This is a genomic window from Polynucleobacter alcilacus (assembly GCF_018881545.1).
In the GTDB taxonomy this organism is placed as follows: domain Bacteria; phylum Pseudomonadota; class Gammaproteobacteria; order Burkholderiales; family Burkholderiaceae; genus Polynucleobacter; species Polynucleobacter alcilacus.
Window position 1 is genome coordinate 809,147 of the sequence record NZ_JACVQD010000001.1, and the last position, 22,091, is coordinate 831,237.

At 43.8% G+C, this 22,091-nt stretch carries 19 protein-coding genes; all 19 read right to left on the reverse strand.

What is annotated here, in order from left to right; all coding sequences use genetic code 11:
- Nucleotides 1-125: 125 nt before the first annotated feature.
- Nucleotides 126-1,337, reverse strand: coding sequence for a Coenzyme F420 hydrogenase/dehydrogenase, beta subunit C-terminal domain (locus ICN45_RS04190; protein ID WP_369411460.1), 1,212 nt, complete (start codon nt 1,335-1,337; stop codon nt 126-128).
- A 13-nt stretch (nt 1,338-1,350) separates the two neighbouring features.
- Nucleotides 1,351-3,228, reverse strand: a complete 1,878-nt coding sequence (gene dxs, locus ICN45_RS04195) for a 1-deoxy-D-xylulose-5-phosphate synthase (protein ID WP_216175625.1) — start codon at nt 3,226-3,228, stop codon at nt 1,351-1,353.
- A gap of 16 nt (nt 3,229-3,244) precedes the next feature.
- Nucleotides 3,245-4,546 carry a glutamyl-tRNA reductase gene (gene hemA, locus ICN45_RS04200; RefSeq protein WP_216173555.1) on the reverse strand — a complete coding sequence of 434 codons (1,302 nt, stop codon included), beginning with the start codon at nt 4,544-4,546 and terminating at the stop codon, nt 3,245-3,247.
- A 13-nt stretch (nt 4,547-4,559) separates the two neighbouring features.
- A complete protein-coding gene (locus tag ICN45_RS04205) occupies nt 4,560-5,045 on the reverse strand; it encodes a TspO/MBR family protein (RefSeq protein ID WP_216173557.1) in 486 nt (161 codons plus the stop codon).
- Nucleotides 5,042-6,247, reverse strand: coding sequence for a geranylgeranyl diphosphate reductase (locus ICN45_RS04210; protein ID WP_216173560.1), 1,206 nt, complete (start codon nt 6,245-6,247; stop codon nt 5,042-5,044). Before ICN45_RS04210 ends, ICN45_RS04205 begins: the two co-directional genes overlap by 4 nt.
- A gap of 3 nt (nt 6,248-6,250) precedes the next feature.
- The gene (locus tag ICN45_RS04215; RefSeq protein WP_255531087.1) at nt 6,251-7,579 is read right to left on the reverse strand and encodes a BCD family MFS transporter; all 1,329 of its coding nucleotides are present in this window, start codon (nt 7,577-7,579) and stop codon (nt 6,251-6,253) included.
- Nucleotides 7,576-8,460 (reverse strand): chlorophyll synthase ChlG, encoded by an 885-nt coding sequence (gene chlG, locus ICN45_RS04220; protein ID WP_216173563.1) that lies wholly within the window; start codon nt 8,458-8,460, stop codon nt 7,576-7,578. The genes ICN45_RS04215 and chlG overlap by 4 nt, the downstream gene beginning before the upstream one ends.
- A gap of 111 nt (nt 8,461-8,571) precedes the next feature.
- The gene (gene ispH / locus ICN45_RS04225) at nt 8,572-9,513 is read right to left on the reverse strand and encodes a 4-hydroxy-3-methylbut-2-enyl diphosphate reductase (protein ID WP_216173565.1); all 942 of its coding nucleotides are present in this window, start codon (nt 9,511-9,513) and stop codon (nt 8,572-8,574) included.
- 13 nt (nt 9,514-9,526) lie between these two features.
- Nucleotides 9,527-10,285, reverse strand: coding sequence for a putative photosynthetic complex assembly protein PuhE (gene puhE, locus ICN45_RS04230; protein ID WP_216173568.1), 759 nt, complete (start codon nt 10,283-10,285; stop codon nt 9,527-9,529).
- A gap of 6 nt (nt 10,286-10,291) precedes the next feature.
- Nucleotides 10,292-11,368 carry a magnesium-protoporphyrin IX monomethyl ester (oxidative) cyclase gene (gene acsF, locus ICN45_RS04235; protein ID WP_255531088.1) on the reverse strand — a complete coding sequence of 359 codons (1,077 nt, stop codon included), beginning with the start codon at nt 11,366-11,368 and terminating at the stop codon, nt 10,292-10,294.
- Nucleotides 11,365-11,718, reverse strand: coding sequence for an O2-dependent cyclase accessory protein (locus ICN45_RS04240; protein WP_216173571.1), 354 nt, complete (start codon nt 11,716-11,718; stop codon nt 11,365-11,367). The genes acsF and ICN45_RS04240 overlap by 4 nt, the downstream gene beginning before the upstream one ends.
- A gap of 2 nt (nt 11,719-11,720) precedes the next feature.
- Nucleotides 11,721-12,152 carry a photosynthetic complex assembly protein PuhC gene (gene puhC, locus ICN45_RS04245; RefSeq protein WP_216173574.1) on the reverse strand — a complete coding sequence of 144 codons (432 nt, stop codon included), beginning with the start codon at nt 12,150-12,152 and terminating at the stop codon, nt 11,721-11,723.
- Nucleotides 12,153-12,160: 8 nt separating this feature from the next.
- Nucleotides 12,161-12,841 carry a photosynthetic complex putative assembly protein PuhB gene (gene puhB, locus ICN45_RS04250; protein ID WP_216173577.1) on the reverse strand — a complete coding sequence of 227 codons (681 nt, stop codon included), beginning with the start codon at nt 12,839-12,841 and terminating at the stop codon, nt 12,161-12,163.
- Nucleotides 12,838-13,602, reverse strand: a complete 765-nt coding sequence (puhA, locus tag ICN45_RS04255; RefSeq protein WP_216173579.1) for a photosynthetic reaction center subunit H — start codon at nt 13,600-13,602, stop codon at nt 12,838-12,840. Before puhA ends, puhB begins: the two co-directional genes overlap by 4 nt.
- A gap of 21 nt (nt 13,603-13,623) precedes the next feature.
- Nucleotides 13,624-15,054, reverse strand: a complete 1,431-nt coding sequence (locus ICN45_RS04260) for a BCD family MFS transporter (RefSeq protein WP_216173582.1) — start codon at nt 15,052-15,054, stop codon at nt 13,624-13,626.
- Nucleotides 15,051-15,752: a magnesium protoporphyrin IX methyltransferase gene (gene bchM, locus ICN45_RS04265; RefSeq protein ID WP_216173585.1), complete on the reverse strand. Its 702-nt coding sequence runs from the start codon at nt 15,750-15,752 to the stop codon at nt 15,051-15,053. The genes ICN45_RS04260 and bchM overlap by 4 nt, the downstream gene beginning before the upstream one ends.
- A gap of 2 nt (nt 15,753-15,754) precedes the next feature.
- Nucleotides 15,755-16,666, reverse strand: coding sequence for a ferredoxin:protochlorophyllide reductase (ATP-dependent) iron-sulfur ATP-binding protein (gene bchL / locus ICN45_RS04270; RefSeq protein WP_216173588.1), 912 nt, complete (start codon nt 16,664-16,666; stop codon nt 15,755-15,757).
- On the reverse strand, nt 16,666-20,472 hold the full coding sequence (locus ICN45_RS04275) for a magnesium chelatase subunit H (RefSeq protein ID WP_216173591.1): 3,807 nt from the start codon (nt 20,470-20,472) through the stop codon (nt 16,666-16,668). Before ICN45_RS04275 ends, bchL begins: the two co-directional genes overlap by 1 nt.
- Nucleotides 20,462-22,090 (reverse strand): ferredoxin:protochlorophyllide reductase (ATP-dependent) subunit B, encoded by a 1,629-nt coding sequence (gene bchB, locus ICN45_RS04280; RefSeq protein WP_216173593.1) that lies wholly within the window; start codon nt 22,088-22,090, stop codon nt 20,462-20,464. Before bchB ends, ICN45_RS04275 begins: the two co-directional genes overlap by 11 nt.
- Nucleotide 22,091 lies beyond the last annotated feature (1 nt).

Genomic DNA, 22,091 nt, shown 5'->3' on the forward strand with positions numbered 1-22,091 from the left:
AACATCACTTGATCAAGACACGGTCTCAAAAGAGTTTTTTGAAAAATACCGTGGCTGCCTAAGAGCCTCTTTATTGGAATATTTACTTTATAAATTGATTTAGATCAAATCACAAAGACTTATTTCTAGGTGCTTTCCCTAGAGCCTTTAGTTTCATCATTTTGAGGCTCTAAACCATATCTTTTCGTTAGCCTCCATACATGGTCGGGGACCATATTCTTTATTTTGTGCGGCGCAGTATTTCGTAAATGAACAATAGATTCGATTGCCTTCATCTCAATTCTCGCTTTTGCGAACTCAAGACCACGAGGTCCAAACCGCGGCATTACCCAGGCAAATATTCCTCTTAAAAAATTTGGCATTCTTTGCAATGGCAACCCGCCGGCTGCTAACTCCACATTCTTCATAAAACCCTTTACAGGACTTAAGCGATTACCGGCAGAAGTTACAGGCTCTAAAACAAGCTCTGCCGCAAGTAAGCTCGCTAAACCCTTTCCTTTTACATTGCGAATAATGACCCACTGCTCGCCTGTGCCTGCCATATACCCAACCGTAATATCAGAAAGTGAATTGACATAGTCAACACACGTCTTGCAGGTTGTAGGGAAAAAATCTGCAGGTAAATTTGATAGGGGCAGCTTTAAAAAAGGTATTTCTTGTTTTTGGCCATTCTCAAAGCGAATCTCAACGTGATAATCCGCTCTAAACTCCAGATAAGAAATCGTTTCCGGCTTTTCGGAAAGTAGGCCTAAGAATTGATGAAAATGTTCGGTAGTCGTGTTATCGGAACAAGGCGAGCCAATAATCAATAATTTCTCAAAGTCCAATTCTTGTTCGAGTGCTCTTGCAGCATAGACCTGACATGGAATACCCACCATGGCTACTTTTTTATACCCCAGATCTTTTGCTTGCTCAAGGTATTGAATAATTGGGGCATAGCCCATCTTCATACCCCTACATTGCGCCATATCCTGAGATCTCGTCACGATCACCGGAACTGGTTTCCAGCGATCATTAGGGTCTGAGCTCATGGTAATCACCGCCTCAACAATCCCCTGCTCCAGTAACACCTCACACAGTCGCGTGATAATTCCGGTCCACTGAGCACCCTTTAATGGCGTCTTTAACCTGGCCCTAAACATTTCTAAATAGGGGCCAAAGAAGATCTCGTCAGAACCATCTTGAACACGCTCTCTACCGTGAGCTAATGTTTCAAATTTAGGGTAATTAGGCTGAATAAACTGACAGGCAGTTGCGCATCGTTTGGGCTGCGTAGTTCGAGATACGCCGCAATCGGTACATAAATCACGAAATGGGGCAATCTCAATTGACTCCACTATTCATCAGGCCTTATAAAAAACGGGCCAAAACTCTTTGTTTAATCTTTTCCTTAGACAGACCATAGCTATCTAAAAGTAAATTAAGCTCACCATGCTCTACATACTCATCTGGCAGTCCCACTAATAAAGATTGAATATGGACATTGTTATCCGATAGCACTTCTAAACAAGCACTACCAGCGCCGCCCTTAATCGCGCTATCTTCAACAAAAACAAGTCCATCATGAGTGCTTGCAATTTCTAGCAATAATTTCTCATCCAAAGGCTTCACAAAGCGCATATCTACCACGGTGGCGTTGATTTCTTGCGCTACGGCAAGAGCGCTGTAGAGTAATGGCCCAAAACAAATAAAAGCAATTCTTTTCTTTAGAGGCGAAGTCACCTCTATTTTGCGTACTACGAGCCCTTTACCAATTGGCAATGTTTCTAAGGGCTTGCCTACTGTCTCTAGTCCTGCTCCAGAACCTCGTGGATAACGGACTGCTGCTGGACCATTGTGTTTAAAGGCGGTAGTTAGCATTGCTCGGCATTCTTGCTCGTTTGAAGGCGTCATGAGTAATAAGTTTGGCAAGCAGCGCAAGAATGCAATATCAAATACTCCCGCATGGGTTGCTCCATCCGCACCCACCATACCTGCTCGATCAATAGCAAATACGATCGGCAAGTTTTGTAAAGTCACATCATGTATCAACTGGTCATAGCCGCGCTGCAAGAAAGTTGAATAGATCGCAACTACTGGTTTAAGCCCTTCGCATGCAATGCCAGCTGCAAAGGTAACGGCGTGTTGCTCCGCTATCCCCACATCGTGATATCGATCCGGAAAGCGTTTTTCAAACTCTACTAATCCCGAGCCCTCGCGCATGGCAGGAGTAATGGCGATCAAGCGCTCATCCACCTCTGCCATATTGCATAACCACTCACCAAATACTTGGGTGTAGGTTTTCTTAGCCACTGACTTTGTCACAATCCCTACTAACGGGTCAAATGGACTTGGACCATGATAGGCAATTGGGTCTTGCTCTGCTAATGAATATCCTTTGCCTTTTTTAGTAATGATATGAAGGAACTGGGGTCCCTCCGTTTGAGCAAGGGTTTTAATGTTTTGTAGGGTCGAAATTAATACTTCTAAATTATGGCCATCAATTGGACCGTAATAGTCAAACCCAAACTCTTCAAAAATAGTTGCAGGACCTACCATTCCCTTAGCATGCCCTTCTAATCTTTTTGCAAATTCGCGAATGGGTGGCGCTACAGAGAGCACTTTATCAATACCCCGTTTAGTGGCCGCGTACATAGAACCAGAAATTAACTTCACTAGATAGCGGTTCAGCGCGCCTACTGCTGGTGAAATTGACATCTCGTTGTCATTCAGAATCACAATAAGCGGTACTTTTTTATTCACGCCAGCATTATTCATCGCTTCAAATGCCATGCCAGCACTCATTGCACCATCACCAATAATGGCTACTACATTACGTTTCTCATTTTTTGTCTTAGCAGCGACCGCCATCCCCAATGCTGCCGAAATACTGGTCGATGAATGAGCCGTTCCAAATGCGTCGTATTCACTTTCACTACGCTTAGGAAACCCTGAAATACCGCCGAATTGCCTTAGACCCGACATCGCATCCCTGCGACCTGTAAGTACTTTATGAGCGTAGCTTTGGTGGCCCACATCCCAAACTAAACGGTCATAAGGCGTATCAAAGACATAATGCAATGCGATGGCGAGCTCTACAGTTCCCAAGTTAGATGAAAGATGTCCTCCAGTGCTTGAAACCGAGCTCAATATAAAGTTTCGCAACTCTCGCGCAATCTGGGGAAGCTTAGATACCTCATGCTCCCTCAAGTCTTGCGGGTTAGATATGGTTTCAAGGAGGTTAGTCATTTTGAGCATAGCCACCTCATTTCGATGAGTAGATTTTAGATATGATTTTTTTATATTCTTCCAAATTGGCATCGGAAGACTGCTTCAAAGCATGTATTGGGGCATGCATAAACTTATTCGCAAGTGCTATTGCCATATGTGAAAGTACAACCATAGGGTCATCACCATTTGCAAGTCTTCTGCTTGCTTTTTCTAGCTCAATCTTTTGATATTGCTCCCCTACATCTTGGATTGACTTAATGATAGGAACAACCGCTCTCTTCCCTAGGGTTTCATAAAACTCCACAACCCCTTTTTCAATAATTTTCTCTGCTTCGCCAATAGATTCAAGGCGGTTTGCTTTTCCAGCATTGACTATTTCACCTAGATCATCAACAGAGTAAAGGTAAGCATTTTTTAAACTCTTAATTTCTGGTTCAAAATCTCTTGGCACGGCTAAGTCGATCAAAACTAAAGGGCGAGACTGACGAGTCTTGAGTGCTGTTTTAACCATTCCCATACCTACAATCGGTAAGGAACTCGCCGTACAAGAAACAATCACGTCGTATTGACTTAAGTGCTGCGGTAAATCTGCTAAAGGAAAGACTTCTGTCTGCAAATTTTGGCTAGCAAATGTCTGAATTAATGCACTACCTCGATCAATTGTTCGATTAGAGATAGCAATCTTTTTGGGGTTCTTGCTGGCAAAATGATTTGCGCAAAGACCAATCATCTCACCGGCACCAATAAATAAAACATTGCAATCACTAATTTTTCCAAAGATGCGCTCAACTAACTTGATAGAGGCGCCCGCCATCGATACTGAATGGGCCCCAATTTTCGTATTACCTCGAACCACTTTGGCTACTGAAAATGTTTTATCAAATAAAGGCTTCAAGTAAGTACCTAATGTACCTACTTGATTAGCATTTTCGATTGCCTTTTTCATTTGCCCTAGGATTTGGGTTTCTCCTAGAACCATAGAATCTAAACCACTACCCACCCTGAAGGCATGCTTGACTGCATCGCTTTCCTTTGCCGAATAGATATAGGGGCGTAATTCGTTTTTATGAACATTGTTTTGAGCGGCCAACCATTCAAAAGCGCGGCTTTCTAAATGATGATCCTCATACTCAACATCATTGGCAGCACAATAGATTTCCATCCGATTACAGGTTGACAGAATAGCCACCTCTGGCTGATTCTCGGCATCTTCTCTTTGTAGATATTTACGTAAATCTATTAAAGAGTCGTGCAAAACCTCAGGCGCAACCGCCACACTCTCCCGAATATCAATAGGAGCTGTATGGTGATTGACACCAAGGTTGAGCAATTTCATACTTGACATATGTCTAGTAAGCACCTGGATTCAAAACAAGCGTATCCCAATTTAGGCACATCGCAATCGTGACCCAAATGAGATATGGCAGCATGAGATACGCAGCAATTCTCCGTATTGGCCACATCACTAAAATAATGGCAAGTACAGAACCCCACAGAAAAAAAGCCTCTACTAACGACCAATCAGGATGTTGCATGCGGAAATAAAACATACTCCAAAGTACATTTAAAAAACCATTTAGCACAAAAAGAAAGGTGATTTTATTTTTCTGCGATGGTGTTGGGTTGCTATTAAAAGAAATCATCCATGCCAATGCAGACAAAATAAAAATAATGGTCCAAATGACTCCAAATGACCAATCTGGTGGTTTCCAAGGAGGCTGAATCAAGGAAAAGTACCAAGGGCCCAGCTTTGTGGCCATACCACCCAAGATGGATGTAGCAACCATCCAAGCTGCAATCATCCAGAGGTACTTATGTTGAAAAAAGAGCTTCATACCTTAGCCAAGCCTAAAAGATGCCCCATATCTTTGATAAAGATTTTGAAGTGTGCGAGAGGCTTTTTACGAACTAACTTTTTATTCATATAAGACTCAAAGGTCAATCTTTGAACGTCTTTGTCTTCGCACATCTTGACAAAGCTCTCACGTCTTTTATCGGTTGAATACCAAAAATATTGCATGATGCCTAAGACTAAAAAGGTCATGCGGTGTTCTTTCATAAAACGCTTACGGGCCAACTGGAGTTTTGCGGGATCCTTGCTCTCGATAAACTCAGCAACGGCTTCACCAGCCAATTGACCGCCGAGCATGGCGTAATATATGCCCTCACCTGAAGCCGGAGCAACAACACCTGCAGCATCGCCAGCCAAAACTACTTGCTGCCCATCATCCCATTTCTTCAAGGGCTTCATCGGTAATGGTGCCCCTTCATGGCGAATGAGTTCCGCTCCCTCTAAGCCGATATCTGCGCGCAGCTTGGCAACTGCATTTCTAAGAGAGAAGCCTTTATCTGCACTTCCCGTGCCAATACTAATAGTGTCGCCATGTGGAAATACCCAACCATAAAAATCTGGGGATACTGGCTTTTGATATAAGACATCACAGCGACTGCTATCAAATGAAAGTGGTTTATCAGATGGAGTTTTAATAATTTCGTGATAAGCAAACACATAATTTGCTTCAGCACATCCTTTTACACCTGCGCTTCTACCAACTTGTGATTTAGCGCCATCAGCACCTACCACTGCTTTTGCCAATACACTCTTCACCGCGCCCTGGTCGCCATCAAGCGCTCCTCGTGTGCGATAGTAAATGCGGACGTTGGCACCTTCTCGCTGAAGGGTTTCAAATAGTCCATCCTCACGAACTGCTCCTGCTGCAACTGCGCGCTTCCTTAGCCATTCATCAAACTGGGCCCGATCAACCATTCCTACAAAACCATTTTCAATAGGGATGTCTACCGTTTTTCCTAGAGGCGAAACCATCCGAGCTGATTTTGCTTTAGCAACCAACAACTCATCTGGAATCTGAAAATCTTTGATTAGACGTGGTGGTATTGCTCCACCACAGGGTTTAATGCGTCCGCGCTTATCTAATAGCAAGACATGCTTGCCCTTTTGAGCAAGCGTTTGAGCTGCAGTAGCACCTGCGGGTCCACCGCCAACGACTACTGCATCATAAATAAATTCTGTTGTCATGTTTTACCTCGCTCCACTAGCGCTACTTTGTTTACTTTCAACCAGAGATGCCATATAAGCAGAAGCAATAAATAGAATTGCTTCAATAAAAAAGACTGAAGAATATGCCCAGGCTGGATTGGTAAAAATAGAGCGTGCAAGATCACTTGCTCCAGCTCCCAAAAGACCACCCAAGCCAAAAGCAATCGCTTGCGCTCCTCCCCATAAACCTATTCGGACCCCCTCTTTGCCCCCTCCACCAACAACCGCTAAGCGCATCATGGATGCGATTGCTGCAATAGAGAAGGCGCCGTTGGCAAGACCCAAAATGAATACATTCTGTTTTAGTGGCCAGTCTCCCTCGACGATTCCAGCAATCACCAAACCAAACATTGCCAACGCTGAGGCCAGGCAGCCATAGATCATCCAAGATCTGAGTGAGCCAAAATAACGCCTTAGTCTGCTAGAACCACAAACTGCCACCAAAAGCATGCCAGTGAGCACTCCAGAGTGTTGAATCCCTGATAGGCTGGTTGTCTCACCTATAGAGTATTTAAAAATCATTCCGGCAAACGGCTCCAAAATTAAATCCTGTGCACTGAACGCAAACATCGACAGAAAAATAAAGATGGTAAATTTTCTAGTGTCTGGATCAGCCAGAATGTCGGTCAATGCTGTTCTAAAAGGAATTTTTTGAGCAGCACCAACACGTTTATTTTCTAGCGCATCGCCCTCAAGCCGATATAAAGCCAACACAGCAATCATGCAGGCAGCAGATGAAATAATTCCTGAAATCAGGATGACCTTCTCTGGCGAATAGGGGTCTAAATACTTTCCTGCAATACCACTAGTCAGAGCAAATCCAAAAATCATCATGAGCCAAACTGTTGTAGCCGCAGCCGCCCTTCTCTCATCACTTACCCCCTTAGCGAGCAGAGCTAGCAATGAAGTCCCGCTGATACTAACGCCAATACCAATCAAGAAGAAAGCGACGATTGCTGCTGCAATACCAAGCATTAAATGAAAGCCCATCAGGGTTGTAGCGATTGCAGCACCAAAGCCCCCTAAGGCCAGCAAACTGATGCCACCGATAATCCATGGCGTTCTTTTGCCGCCAATATCAGACTCAAATCCCATACGAGGCCTGATGACCTGAACAAAGTAATGAATTGCGACCAATAAGCCAGGAAGGCTTGCAGGCAAAGCCAACTCAACAACCATAATGCGATTTAAGGTAGAAGTTGTCATGACAACAATGGCCCCGATAGCTGCTTGCACCAAGCCCAGACGCACAATACTGATCCACCCAAATGTGGATGATTGAAAGAGCGGCTGGGTCAAGGTGATACTCATGACTCCAAGCCCAGGCTATTCACTGCAAAAGCAGCTACCATCATTCCGGAAACCAATAGAGGCACTCCAAAGCCGCTATAAAAAAGTGCTTTCTCAATCGGTCTTTTTAAAAAATCACGCAATAAGATAATTTGTCCAATCATCAACGCACCAATTACTATTGCGTAGTTCTGCTTATCCCACATGAGAAGCAAAAGTAAAACGATCACTTGCGGAAGTAACATAAAGGCGGCAGAAACTTGAGCCGCTCTGATTGCGCCAAGCTGAACAGGCAGTGATCGCACTCCCATTTGTCGATCACCCTCGATTGCCTTGAAATCATTTAAGGTCATGATGCCGTGAGCACTTGCGCTATATAAACCTGCAAGTAAAAGAGATGGCTTACTCGGCACCACTCCACCAGACAACAACGCAGCGCCAGTTACCCAAGCCAAGCCTTCGTAACTTACACCGCAAGCAAGATTACCCAGCCAACCATTATTTTTAAAGCGAATAGGTGGCATGCTATAGAACCATGCCAACACTAAAGCTAGTGCGGTTGCCAGAAATCCAATTGGACCTAAGAAGCTTCCGACCCATAAAGAAATCAATGACCAAATCACGGCGATATAAAGGCCCCATCTCCCAGGAATGCGACCAGAAGGAATGGGTCGATTTGGCTCGTTAATTGCATCGACATGTCTGTCATACCAATCATTCACTGCTTGGCTTGAAGCACACACCAGAGGACCAGTCAGCGCCAAACCGAGAAAAAATATCGGGAGGTTCTCAACAATTTTTTCGCTGCCAGTAATCGATCCACAAGCAAATGCCCACATGGGCGGAAACCATGTAATAGGCTTTAAAAGCGTCAAAATTGCTCTTGGTTCTGGCAGATTCATGTAAATGATTTTGTCATTGACATATTAAAGTGTCAATTAAATTTGACACTTTTTTAGCCTGTTTTTACCAGTGAAAACCCTTATATATCAAGGGAAAGGGGGGATTTAACCCTAAGCTGCCTTCAATAAGCCTTTTGGAAGGGAAAAGCTGATGGTTTCTTCGATTCCCGGCATAGGTACAACTGAACCCCTGTAACGGGAATTGATCGCATCAATGATTTCGCTGGTTAAAGACTCTGGCGCTGAGGCACCAGCTGTAACCCCAATATTCTTCACCGACTTAAACCACTCTGATTTGATCTGACTAGGATCATCCACTAAGAATGCTGGCACCTGCAAGCTGCTCGCCAACTCTTGTAGTCGCTTGGAATTAGAGCTATTTTGACTACCGACCACAATGACGATATCCACGTGAGGAATCATTGCTTTGACGGCATCTTGTCGATTTTGAGTGGCATAACAAATATCCTGCCTCTTGGGAGCATGAATCTGTGGATATTTTTTTATTAATGCAGCAGTAATTTCTTGCGTCTCATCAACCGACAAAGTTGTTTGAGTAACATAAGCAAGTAATTCATCTTTATCAAAAGTAAGCTGATCAACATCTGGTACATGCTCAATTAAATGAATCGATGAATCAACTTGCCCCATAGTACCCTCAACCTCCGGATGCCCGCGATGACCGATCATAATAATTTGAAAGCCCCGCTCTTTCAGGCTGACTACTTCTGCATGAACTTTCGCAACCAAGGGGCAGGTGGCATCAAATACCTGAAATTGGCGTTCATCTGCTTCATAACGAACCGCTTTAGAGACTCCATGTGCACTAAAAATCAGAATAGCACCCTTGGGCACCTTATCTAACTGATTAATAAATACCACTCCACGCGATTCAAAATCTTTCACAACGTAGGCGTTATGAATAATTTCATGTCGAACATAAATTGGCGCACCATATTTCTTTAACGCTTCTTCCACTATAAGAATAGCCCTCTCCACGCCGGCACAAAAGCCTCGTGGTTGAGCTAGATAGATAGTTTTTTTTGAAAGCATGAGGTACTGTTACTTAACGATGATTTTTATAGCCCCATTTCCACAATAACTCACTAGGAAATGGCATCACAAGAAATAAATGCTCCAACAATCCAAGTGCTAATAGCGTACCCAACAATGCTGATGATGTGATTTCATAAGCAGAAGAATCGGAAGCTGCATGCGACCAAATAGGCACTAAAAAGAGCACTGAAACCAAAATTGAGAATGGCATCAAAAGATTCATTGCCTTACGTCTAAAGTAAGTAATGAGATATTTCAAATGCTGTGGCAAGAAGGCTTCATTAAAATTGAGTACACCCAAGAAAACATTAATCTTGGTGCTTTGTCGCATTCCCCAGAGGATGATATACGTCCAAAAACCGGTGTGATTCACGGCATCGATATTCATGAGGAAGATGAGGACGCCCAGAGTGAGCAAGGTCATCTCGTGATAGTTGATCGTCTGAAAGGCATACCAAGCTCGTCTTAGTCCGCCAAGCCCATGCGGGCAATCTGTCCGCCTTGATCCGGTAATATAGCCCAGTAAAAAAGCAAGTTCTTGCCAACCCCAAATAATGATTGCACAGGTAAATGAACAATATGCTCCAGCCACTGTTGCCTGTTGGCTAGAAATTCCCAGCCCCCAAAAGGCAAACAGTAAAACGATCAAGGAGAAAGTGAAAATTGCCTTGAAATACCGCTTAGGCAAGCCATTTATTTTTAGGATAAGGCCCGTGCTGAACCACCATACAAAGATGGTAAAAATGAGAGGGCTTATCCAAAAATACATAATGGCTTACCAAACAGGCGCTAAGCGTATATCAACCGGCAGCTCATTGGGAACTACTGGCAATAAATAAATGTGCACAAAGGTTGCCGCAGCACTAACAGCTAAAGCACCACGCTTGATCGTAGATAAGAGTCCACCTTTTAGCTTAAGCTCCTCAACCTCATCAGAAATCTTTCTCAGCTTTTCAAATCCCTCCCAAATCCTAGGATCATCCAGATTGATGGTGAAGGGGAAAACTTGCTTGGAAATGTCGGAGGTGATTTTCAGTACCTGACGATCATAGTCCGTAGGCGATATTCCAAGAGCCTTATGAAATTCAGGCCTTGAATGGTCTCTTACATACATGGTTGCATAAACCGCGATAAGGAAAAAGCGTATCCATAGACGATTCACACCACTGAGTAATTTTGGATTAGAGCGCATTAATAATGCAAAGGCCTCACCATGACGGAATTCATCGTTACACCATTTCTCAAACCATAAGAAGATCGGGTGAAAACGTAACTCCGGTTTTTTCTGAATGATGCGAAAAATCATGATGTAGCGCGCATAACCAATCTTCTCAGAAAGATAGGTTGCATAAAAAATAAACTTTGGCTTAAAGAAGGTATATTTTTTAGTTCTTGCTAAAAATCCCAAATCAACGCCAATACCAAAATCTTTGAGCCACTGATTAATAAAGCCAGCATGTCTACTTTCATCACGGGCCATATAAGAGAACAGGTTTTTTAGCTCGGGATTATTGATGGATTTCTTAATTTCTGAATACAGTACACAGCCAGAGAATTCAGAAGTAATTGAGCTAATCAAAAAATCAAGGAATTCTTGGTATAGGCCCTCTGGAAGATGTGAGTAATCCTTTGACATATCTTCAGGCCGCTGAAAGTGAGCCTGATTAATATCTTGGTCAAACTCTTGCATCAATCGATCCCATTCAGGCTTTACAGATGAGACATCAAAACGATCCATCTCATCAAAGTCGGTGGTATAAAAGCGCGGACTGAGGATCGTATTTTCAAGAGCGCGATCGGTTGACTCATTTACTGGACGCCCCATTGGCATTGTTGGCGCACTGGTGCTCATACTTTTACTCCTTCATGCAAAATAATAGGGGTAGCCTTTTTCATAGGAGCCGGCCTAGGGTATTTCTTAGCCTTACTAAATCGAGTAGTCGAAAAGCTCACCTCATAAAGCATAGTGACCTCTAGTCTTGCTGTGAGATACACCCATAATCGCGAAAAAATGCCCGCCTTAGAAACCGTAGCAGTTCGATCGTAACTGAGCACTTCGCCAAAATTGATGTCAACGATGGGATCATGAACTAAGACCTGGTCTCCTGGTCCAACTTGCACTCCACTCAAATCAACATGAGCATAAAGAAATTCAGAGGTATTGGACATATCGACATGACAAGGCACTGTTTGTTTTGACATAGTTATCTCGCAATAGTTAAAAATGCAGCAAATTCAGCTGCGTTATCTTTTCCGAATGACTCTAAATCTATTCGATGATTGGTTGCTAAATCAATCAGGGTTAACCTTCCATCCGAGCGACTAACCAATTCAAAGGCATCATCACTAGATATTTGACGCATACGGCGATCACGAGCCATTGCCCTCAAAATACCCCTGATAAAACCAGCCTGCCCCTCAACTTGGGCAATCATTTGTCCGTTATCTGCAGAAATCACGCCTACTGCCCCGCTAGGTAGATCTCTAAAATGCAATGTTTTCTTGGCAACGATGCTGGCATCTGCTTGATGCTCTAGTTTGCCAGATCGAACAAAGCTGCCAACGAGCAGAATGACAACCGCTAGCAGTGAAACAATAATCAATGCAATATAGTTTTGCATCTGAATAGTGTTCATACGCAAGATCATGCTATTTCTGCCTCTGAGTAAGGGCTTTTTGCATCCACCGACATGCGCTCGTTTGCATGTACTGTACGTGCGATGACATTATTTTCTATTGCCCACGCATCCACCAAAATTTGCGCCACTTCTGCACAGTTTTTGATTCCCCTTAAAGTCGGCTGGGGAATAGCCCACTTACCAGGTCTTGCATGTGGCCATAAATGAAATATGGCAATTTTGGTTCCCTTGCTTAACTTCAAATAAATATCACCAGCACCTTCTTTAGTAAATCCACAATCTGCTGACTCAATCATTTTCAAGGGAAAATTAAAAGTCATATTGAGCACAATTCCAATTCGCATCACTACGCGCTTATTGGTAATGGTGTAAACCGCCGTTGAAGAGATCAAATAAGCGATAAGTCCAACTAGGCCAAGGCCTAAGCTAGATAAAGCCAGGATAGTAAGCGCTGAATACAAGATAGCTGTTACAGGTTCGCCATCACTAAAGCCAGTCACTAAACGATAAGCCAATAGCAATCCAAAATAAATGCCCAATAGTTTGATATAAAAGACCTTCGATAGGATAGTTTTTGTGTCAGGTGATCCCTGCCACAAAATACGCTCACCCTTTGGCAATTTCTCAGGCAGGCCAAATTCAGCCTCAAACTCATGCTCTGGACTGTTATGGATATCGAGACTCATGCTAATGGCTCCTGACGCTCAGGTGTTGCGTATAAAGTACCCGCACCAAAGTACGCCATAATCTTTTCTTCTTCTAGCAAGGTCACTTCTTCTGGGTGCTTTGTTTTTGGCACCTGAGAAAATTGATCTGACAAGATAGATTGCACTTGAATATTGTGCTTGCCAATACGAGAAAAGTTCATTGGAAGCAACACTTTATTGCCATTCACATCTACCTCAAGGTAACGAATGATCATTTCCATATGGTCTACCCATACATCCGTCACCCTGCCGCCTTTATTGCCATCCGCACCGATTACCTCCAAACCAATTGGATTAATATCAATTTCTGAGATAGAAATTTTTGGCAGATTTCTTAATGGGCGAATACGTGCATGACCCTCTAAGTCGTAATCGACATGATCGGCACGATTTGCATAGGAGCCTGGGCCAACACCCGCTAATAGCGGATTACCAACTGGCGCTAAAGGCGCTCCGTTCCAAGGATGTATCGGAACTGCAGAAACTTTTTCTGGCTCTGGAGGCGTTTGCAGTGGCGCGTAATAGGTTTTACCAAACTCTGTCACAAATTTTTTCACTCTTGGCATACCCAAGATGCCATCTTCACGACGCACCTGTCCAAAGCGCTCAGTTTCCAATGGAAATCCCTCACGTTTACTTTCCAATGTGAGATAGATCACTAACCCAACAAAGAAAAGTAAGAATAAATAAAACACGACTTGAGCTACGTCGATATATTGTGTAATTGCACCTGTACCCATATTTCTCCCCTTCCTTAAAAACTAGCCTGGAAAATCAGCTAGGCCAAACTTACTCGTTTTTGAAACACCCAAAACAGTCCTTTTGGCTACCAAAGGACCTAATGCAACTAAAGTAATAAACAATAAATAAATTTCAATGTGATAAACAAAGCTATACCCAGTTGCTGGATTCATTAATGCAGAGCCAATCGCTCCACTCGTAGCCAATTGGCCGACGAGATCTCTAATTGCACCACCCAATAACATACCGATTCCAGAACAAGTGGCAGTAACTGCCCCCCAGGCCCCAATGACCATGCCGCTCGTATTTTCTTGGTCCATGCTCATTGCAATTGTTAAGGTGCTGACTGCAAACAAGCCACCGCTAAAGCCAATTAAGAGCGCGCCTAATCTGAATAAATTTGGAGAGCCCATAGGCTCAGAGAAGATGACCATGGTAAAGGCAATTAAACCCAGTAATAAACCTAGCGCAGCGATTCTATGCGCGTTAAACCCACGACCGAGCCATCTTGCTGACAGTGAAAATGCCAATAAAGATCCAAAAGCAATTAAGGCTGTTAGGAAACTGGTCGCAGAAACATCGAGTTGCAAAATCTCGCCACCATAGGGCTCCAAAATAATGTCTTGCATGCTAAAACCAGTAGTACCAAGGCCAAGCATGATTAAAAAACGACGTACATTGGGTTTTTTGATGAATCCATTCCAACTCTGGGTGAATTTAGGTTGAGGAATATCAGGAGAGGTATTTCTAGGTTGCCGAACTTCCTGCTTCCATAAGGCAAAGAGGTTCAGAAACAGAGTCAGGATGGCGACACCCTGTATTACTCTGATTAATTGCATTGGACTAAAGGGATTCAAAAATAGACTGAAGATAATTCCGCTTAACACCATACCCACTAGCAACATGACATACATCATGGCGACAACACGTGGTCTATTTTTTTCATCCGCTAAGTCAGTTGCAAGAGCCAAGCCAGCAGTTTGAGTGGTTTGCATACCAGCGCCTACCAATAAAAATGCCAATGTACTGCCAAGATAGCTAAACCAGATAGGCCAGTGAGTGTCGCCAGATAACAAGATCAATGCGAACGGCATGATGGCAAGACCGCCAAACTGCAACCAAGTCCCCAGCCAGATATAAGGAACTCTTTTCCAGCCCAAGATGGAGCGATGTGTATCAGACTTATGACCAATCAACGCCCTAAACGGGGCAAAGACTAAAGGTAATGCCACCATTAAGGCTACTATCCATGCGTCTATGTTCATCTCCACAATCATCACGCGATTGAGAGTGCCGACGAGCAATGAAGTAGCCATACCAACAGAAACTTGAAACAAAGATAACCTGAGGAGACGTCCTAAAGGTAAATCAGGAGTTGCCACGTCTGCAAAAGGCAAAAAGCGAGGATGAATCCTCGTCCAAGCTTTTGCAATTCGCGCCATGTTCATCATGATTGTTTTTTCAACTCCATGAGTTGAGATTTATAAAAGCCGCTTGACACCAACTGGGTAAATGGGGTTTCCCAATCAACGAACCAAGGTGACTGATGAATCGATTGATGTAGCTTTGCATGACTAATCGGCTCAATAAATGGTGCTCTATCTTTTCTTGGGAACAGACGACCAACCCGAATCATCAATTCCAGGGGTAATGTGCTGGGAGCAAAAGTAAATAGTATTTTTTCAGATACACGAGGAGATAACTTCTCCAACACCACCAACATGTCTTTTGCACAGTAGTGAATCATGGAGTCCATGCCGATGACATAATCGAAATCACCATAAGCCTCATCTAGCATATCGCCAGAATGAAACTGGATATTTTGACGCTCAGTCTCAGGGATTCTGCTTTTAGCAAGTTCTATTAAATTAGGCGAGAGATCCACTGCGGTAACTAAAGCCCCTTTTTTAGCCAATTCAAGCGCTACGGCACCGGTTCCACAACCTGCATCTAGAACTCTTTTACCAGTCAGATTTTCCGGTAATCGACTGATAATACTGTTGCGCATTTGATCGCGCCCTGCTCTCACAGTTGCACGAATACCGCTGACTGGTGCATCTGATGTCAGCTTTGCCCAAGCATCGTTGGCAGTACGATCAAAATAGTTCTGCAGCTTACTGCGTCTATCTAAATATGAAATAGCATCCATGATTAGTCAAATCCCAGTAAGTCAAAGATTTCCCGGTCTTTTAGAGATTCCATCAATAAGGGTTCATCATCTAAAAGCAAGCTTGCTGCCAAGCGCAGATACTCTTCTTTCACCGCCTCAATTTCAGGGGTAGATTCCATTTCAAATATGGTGCATTTCTTTAGACGGCTCTTACGAATAGCATCTAGGTCAGGAAAATGAGCCATCTTCTTTAAACCAACACGATCATTGAATTTGTCGATCTGATCGGTATCTTGACTACGATTGGCAATCACACCGCCTAAGCGAACGTTATAGTTTTTTGCCTTTGCACTAATCGCTTGAACGATACGATTCATCGCAAAGATCGAATCGAAATCATTGGCGGCCACGATCAGTGCGCGGTCAGCATGCTGTAAGGGGGCCGCAAAACCGCCACAAACTACGTCACCTAGTACATCAAAAATAACAATGTCGGTATCTTCCAGTAAATGATGCTCTTTTAAAAGCTTCACTGTTTGACCAACCACGTAACCACCGCAACCTGTTCCAGCTGGAGGGCCGCCTGCTTCGACACACATCACACCGTTAAAGCCCTCATAGACAAAATCTTCTACGCGCAATTCTTCAGAGTGAAAATCTACTGACTCCAGAATATCAATCACGGTGGGAACCAACTTTTTAGTCAGAGTAAAAGTAGAGTCATGCTTTGGATCGCATCCAATCTGAATAACCCGCTTACCCAATAATGAAAAAGCCGCGGAAAGATTAGAAGAAGTGGTACTTTTTCCAATTCCACCCTTTCCATAGATCGCAAAAACTTTTGCATTGCCAATTTTTTCGTTTGGATCCAGATGAACTTGCAAACTGCCCTCGCCATCTAATGGCTTGGTTCTCGTATTAATTGAAGAAATTGGTATGTTTACCGTTTCCATTAAATAGCTACTCCCTCGTATACACCTTCAAGTCGATCTTCAAAATCATTGGCAACGCGACGTAATGTCTCTAATACCGATGGCTCTGGCTTCCAGTAATTTCTTTCTGATGCTTCTAATAAGCGACTTGCTACTTTCGCCGATGATGCAGGGTTCAAACTCATTAAGCGCTCGCGCATTTCTGGGTCTAATATGAATGTTTGGGTGAGGTGTTGATAAACCCAAGGCTCAACTTGACCAGTAGTTGCAGACCAACCTACGGTATTGGTGAGGTGACTTTCTAATTGGCGCACGCCTTCATAACCATGTTTAAGCATGCCCTCGTACCACTTGGGATTGAGCATGCGTGAACGGGTTTCTAATGAGACTTGTTCATTTAAGGTTCTGACTACGGCATCCCCTTTAGTTTGGTCGCCAATATATACCGGGGCTACTTTGCCACCTTTAGCACGGCGTACAGCACGGCTTACACCACCCAAAGTATCAAAGTAAGTATCAATCGTAGTTACACCCAATTCAATGGAATCTAGGTTTTGATAAGTCAACTCGACATCCGCAAGGATGGAATTTAATAATTCACTTTGCACTACTGGCCTACCAGATCTTCCGTAAGCAAAGCTTTTGCGGCGAGTATAGGTTTCTGCTAATTCATTTTCGTCCTGCCACAGGCCGTTATCAATCATCATATTGACATTAGCACCGTAGGCGCTTTCAGCATTTCCAAAAACACGTAATGCCGCAGTCTCCAGATCACACCCATTGCTAGCTTGATATGCCAGCGCATGCTTGCGAATGAAATTGTGCTCAAGAGGCTCATCAGCTACTGCTGCTAGGTATGCAGCTTCGGCCAGAATCTTGATTTGCAATGGCATGAGATCTCTAAAGATTCCTGAAATAGAGACCATCACGTCAATCCGGGGGCGTCCTAATTCTTCTAGCGGTACAAGTTGAGCACCAGCCAATCTACCGAAGCTATCAAAACGTGGAAGAGCGCCCATTAAGGCAAAGATTTGCGCTATTGGGCCACCTTCTGTTTTGAGATTGTCAGTACCCCAGAGAACCATTGCAATAGATTCTGGCAATGGATTTCCATCAGCCTGATATCTTTCTAGTAGTTTGTTCGCTTGATACTGCCCATCCTTCATAGCGAACTTACTAGGAATGCGGAATGGATCAAAGCCATGAACATTTCTGCCGGTAGGGAGTACTTGAGGATTTCTGAGAACATCACCCCCTGGCGCTGGGCGGATATAACGACCTTCCAAAGCCTTCAAAATACCTTGCATTTCACTATCAGATTGCATTTCGCGATGCATATTCATTACTTGATCAAGCTCTTCCCTTAAGCTAGGTGTTAAAGCTAGTGCCTGATCTTTGGCAAAATGCTCAAGACTTTGGCTATGAATCAATGCATTCATCGCGTCTCTAGAGAAATTTTGAATCTCTCCCTCTTGCACTGATGCGTAACTCATCAACATATCCAAACTTTGCTCAGTACTCATTTGGCCGCCTAAGATATGCAGGCCATAAGGAATCAAGGTGTACTCAAGCTCGAGTATTTGTTCACTTAAATGCATTACTGTTTTATTAACGGTATCTGCATCTAGCGTTTTCCAAGCTGGCTCTGCAGATACAAACTCCAATGCAACCGCCTGCGCTTGGAGAGAATCTAAAAGCTCCTGTGCATTTTCGTCCCAGGCCTGAGTAGTCTCTTGACTAACTTCGTGGCTATTTTCTTGAGGTGTCGCTTTACGCCAATGCTCCACAGACTCTTTTAATTCCGATAAGCCTTGATACAAACCTGCCTGAGAAACTGGTGGAGTTAAGTAACTAATGAGTGTTGCACCAGCACGTCTCTTAGCGATTGCTCCCTCTGAGGGATTATTAGATGCATAAATATAGAGATTCGGCAAATCATTGATCAAGCGGTCAGGCCAGCATGATCCCGACATGCCGGATTGCTTACCTGGCATAAACTCAAGGGCGCCGTGTGTACCAAAATGAAGCACTGCTGAGGCAGAAAAATCTTCGCGTAAGTAACGGTAGAAAGCAGAGAATGCGTGAGTTGGTGCAAATCCTTTTTCATGCAGTAAACGCATTGGATCGCCTTCATAACCAAATCCTGGCTGAAGTGCTACAAAGACATTACCAAATTGCTTACCCAACACAAAGAGTGATGATCCATTAGTCAGAAGCTTGCCAGGCGCAGGACCCCACTGGGCCTCAATCTCTTTTAACCAAGGTTCGCGTTTAATGTGATCGCCTGTACTGATCTGAGTATGGACATTCGCATCAGTGCCATATTGCTTTGCATTACCTATGAGGATCTGATCCCTAAATTCATCTACAGAATTTGGCACATCCACTGTGTAACCTTCTGCTTTCAAACTCTTTAGCGTATTGAAGACTGATTCGAAAACACTTAAATGGGCGGCAGTTCCGACTCTTCCAGCATTGGGTGGGAAGTTGAACATCACTAAAGCAACTTTACGATTAGCCTGCTCTGTTTTACGAAGTGCAATCAGTTTGCTGACTCGTGCTGCCAACATCGCAGTACGCTCTACACAAGTATGCATATCGTGACGATTGATGCTAGCTTCAAACACACATGCCTTATGACAACCTGTGCATTGCACATCGGCTTCGCCAGCGCGACCACCAAACACCATTGGAACAATTGCACCATCTAACTCTGGAATAGCGATCATGAGCGTATTCTCAACCGGCAACAAGCCGCGATCTGAACCGCCCCATTCATTCAAAGTTTGAAACTCCAAAGGCTGCGCAGCTAAATAAGGAACATCCAGTGAGGCCAACACTTCTTCAGCTGCTTTGGCATCGTTATAAGCAGGGCCTCCTACCAAAGAAAATCCTGTTAAGGACACCACAGCATCTACGATATTCTTTCCGTCTTGGAAAAAGAATTTCTCAATTGCAGGCCTGGCATCTAGGCCAACTGCAAATATAGGTAATACCTGCAAACCTTGTGCCTCTAAAGCAGCAATTGCTGAATCGTAGTGAAGGGTATTGCCAGCCAAAATATAAGATCTCAACAGCAACAGACCTACCCTACCCTTAGATTTCTTATCGCTCACCAACTTAGGTAGATCACTTAAAGACTCGCTCATGCGACCCTGAAGACGCGGATGGTAGATGCCATTATCTGGATAAATGACCGGCTCTACTAATTTCTCTTTTGTTTTTAATACTTCACGCTCACCGGCAGCGTAACGATTGACCAAATTTTTGACCATATGGTAGAGATTCTCTTCAGAGCCCCCTAACCAATATTGCAGAGTTAAAAAATAAGCTCTGACATCCTGAGCACCCCCAGGAATAAAACGCAGAATCTTAGGTAAACGACGCAACATGCGCATTTGAGCAGCGCCACCAGTTTGAGACTTTTCTTTGTTCCCTCTGAGGCGCTTGAGTAAACCAATCAAACCACTTGCAGGTTTACCCATATCAAATCCACCCATCCGGGTCAGACTCACCACTTCACCAGCTGACATGGCGCATACCATCGCATCACAATGATCTCGTCTTGCTTTAAGAGCCTCAATCACCGGCTTAAAGTGATCTTCCATAAAGAGCATGGTCACAATCAAAATGTCTGCTGATTGGATATCTGCAAGACAGCTCTCTAGTGCCTTGCTATCGACTGTCCAGCTTGAAGCTGCATGAATAGTCAATTCCAAACTAGGCATTTTCCTTTTCAGAGCATGACGAGCTCGCTCAGTCGCGCTGGCCAAGTGCGTATCCATCGTCACAATGGTGACCCTCATTGATGGATGCTTATCTGCCATAGTGAGCCTTAGCATCGTAGAGGGTTTCGATCGTTATTTGGCTGATGCCATGCTCTACTGCAAACTTCTCAGTGTTACGCCGCGCTTTTCCTCTTACAAAGAACGGGATTTTTCCCAATTCTTTTTCAGCAGCAGCATCCCAAAGATTGGCTGGATTAGCACCATTAAAGAGTTCAGCATTAACCTGGGTCGCTTGAGCAACAGCAGCATCGCTTGTTTGAGTTACAGCTAGAGTGTGCTCTTTTGCACTTGAACTTCCATGACCTAGGTGAGATGGCGCTGCTTTAGCACTAAATTCAAAGTCATCACGGAACATCATGATGAGATGCTCCTCTAGACCCATCATCAGTGGATGAATCCAGGTGTCAAACAACACATTAGCACCTTCAAAACCCATTTGAGGTGAGTAGCGTGCAGGGAAATCTTGAACGTGTACTGGCGCTGAAATGACTGCGCAAGGAATACCTAATCTCTTGGCAATATGGCGCTCCATCTGAGTTCCCAAAACTAAGTCTGGACTTAACTCAGCAACCTTTTGCTCAACTTCGAGGTAGTCATCAGTAATCAGTGCCTCTACATCATATAACTTTGCAGCCTCACGGACTTCACGCGCAAATTCACGGCTATAGGTTCCTAGACCAACTACTTTGAAGCCAATTTCTTCTGCTGCTACCTTAGCAACTGCGATGACATGACTTGCATCACCAAAGATAAACACTCTTTTATCAGTCAAATAAGTAGAGTCAACTGATTTTGCATACCAGCGCGCCCGCTCCTCTTGATTCTCTAAAGTAGTCTCAGGATTCAGGTTAGCAAGCTGCGCTACCTCTTCAATAAATACCTTAGTCGCTTTAGTGCCAATCGGAATGATTTTTGTAAATGGCTGACCAAACGTTTTATTCAACCAAGTACAAGTGAGTTGACTGATTTCGGGATAGAGCGACACATTGAAGTCTGCTTCTGGGATCTTGCTGAGGTCAGCTACAGAAGCATTTAAGGGTGCCACCACCCTTACTTCTATACCCATCGATTCAAGTAAGCCACGAATCTCTTGAACATCGTCCCGATTTCGAAAACCTAAAGCGGTTGCCCCCAAAATATTGCAACTGGGATTTTGACCTTCTTGCTTGCTAGCTGCCAGCTTCTCTTGATACTGTTGTGCTGAGATAGATTTATCTACGCTGACTAAACCACGAACAATGTGATAGAAAGTTTCTGAAGCACCCCAATTTTCTTTTTTCTGATACGAAGGTAATTCCAGTGGGATGACTGGAATGGGCAAACTCAATGCTCTTGCCAAACCGCCTGGATCATCTTGAATCAACTCAGCAGTACAGGAGGCACCAACAATCATTGCTTTTGGTTTAAAGCGTTGATACGCATCATTTACCGAATCCTGAAATAACTGTGCTGTGTCGCCACCCAAATCTCTTGCCTGAAATGTGGTGTAAGTCACTGGAGGACGCTTACGTGAACGTCCGATCATCGTAAATAGAAGATCTGCGTAGGTATCACCCTGAGGTGAATGCAGAACATAGTGCAAGTCCGTCATGGAAGTAGCAATACGCATTGCTCCAATATGTGGAGGACCTTCGTATGTCCATAGCGTTAATTGCATC

Bases quoted from the DNA above. Each gene is read 5' to 3' on its own strand.
- dxs (WP_216175625.1), bottom strand. From the start codon at position 3,228: ATGACTAACCTCCTTGAAACCATATCTAACCCGCAAGACTTGAGGGAG.
- hemA (WP_216173555.1), bottom strand. From the start codon at position 4,546: ATGAAATTGCTCAACCTTGGTGTCAATCACCATACAGCTCCTATTGAT.
- ICN45_RS04205 (WP_216173557.1), bottom strand. From the start codon at position 5,045: ATGAAGCTCTTTTTTCAACATAAGTACCTCTGGATGATTGCAGCTTGG.
- ICN45_RS04210 (WP_216173560.1), bottom strand. From the start codon at position 6,247: ATGACAACAGAATTTATTTATGATGCAGTAGTCGTTGGCGGTGGACCC.
- ICN45_RS04215 (WP_255531087.1), bottom strand. From the start codon at position 7,579: ATGAGTATCACCTTGACCCAGCCGCTCTTTCAATCATCCACATTTGGG.
- chlG (WP_216173563.1), bottom strand. From the start codon at position 8,460: ATGAATCTGCCAGAACCAAGAGCAATTTTGACGCTTTTAAAGCCTATT.
- ispH (WP_216173565.1), bottom strand. From the start codon at position 9,513: ATGCTTTCAAAAAAAACTATCTATCTAGCTCAACCACGAGGCTTTTGT.
- puhE (WP_216173568.1), bottom strand. From the start codon at position 10,285: ATGTATTTTTGGATAAGCCCTCTCATTTTTACCATCTTTGTATGGTGG.
- acsF (WP_255531088.1), bottom strand. From the start codon at position 11,368: ATGAGCACCAGTGCGCCAACAATGCCAATGGGGCGTCCAGTAAATGAG.
- ICN45_RS04240 (WP_216173571.1), bottom strand. From the start codon at position 11,718: ATGTCAAAACAAACAGTGCCTTGTCATGTCGATATGTCCAATACCTCT.
- puhC (WP_216173574.1), bottom strand. From the start codon at position 12,152: ATGAACACTATTCAGATGCAAAACTATATTGCATTGATTATTGTTTCA.
- puhB (WP_216173577.1), bottom strand. From the start codon at position 12,841: ATGAGTCTCGATATCCATAACAGTCCAGAGCATGAGTTTGAGGCTGAA.
- puhA (WP_216173579.1), bottom strand. From the start codon at position 13,602: ATGGGTACAGGTGCAATTACACAATATATCGACGTAGCTCAAGTCGTG.
- ICN45_RS04260 (WP_216173582.1), bottom strand. From the start codon at position 15,054: ATGATGAACATGGCGCGAATTGCAAAAGCTTGGACGAGGATTCATCCT.
- bchM (WP_216173585.1), bottom strand. From the start codon at position 15,752: ATGGATGCTATTTCATATTTAGATAGACGCAGTAAGCTGCAGAACTAT.
- bchL (WP_216173588.1), bottom strand. From the start codon at position 16,666: ATGGAAACGGTAAACATACCAATTTCTTCAATTAATACGAGAACCAAG.
- ICN45_RS04275 (WP_216173591.1), bottom strand. From the start codon at position 20,472: ATGGCAGATAAGCATCCATCAATGAGGGTCACCATTGTGACGATGGAT.
- bchB (WP_216173593.1), bottom strand. From the start codon at position 22,090: ATGCAATTAACGCTATGGACATACGAAGGTCCTCCACATATTGGAGCA.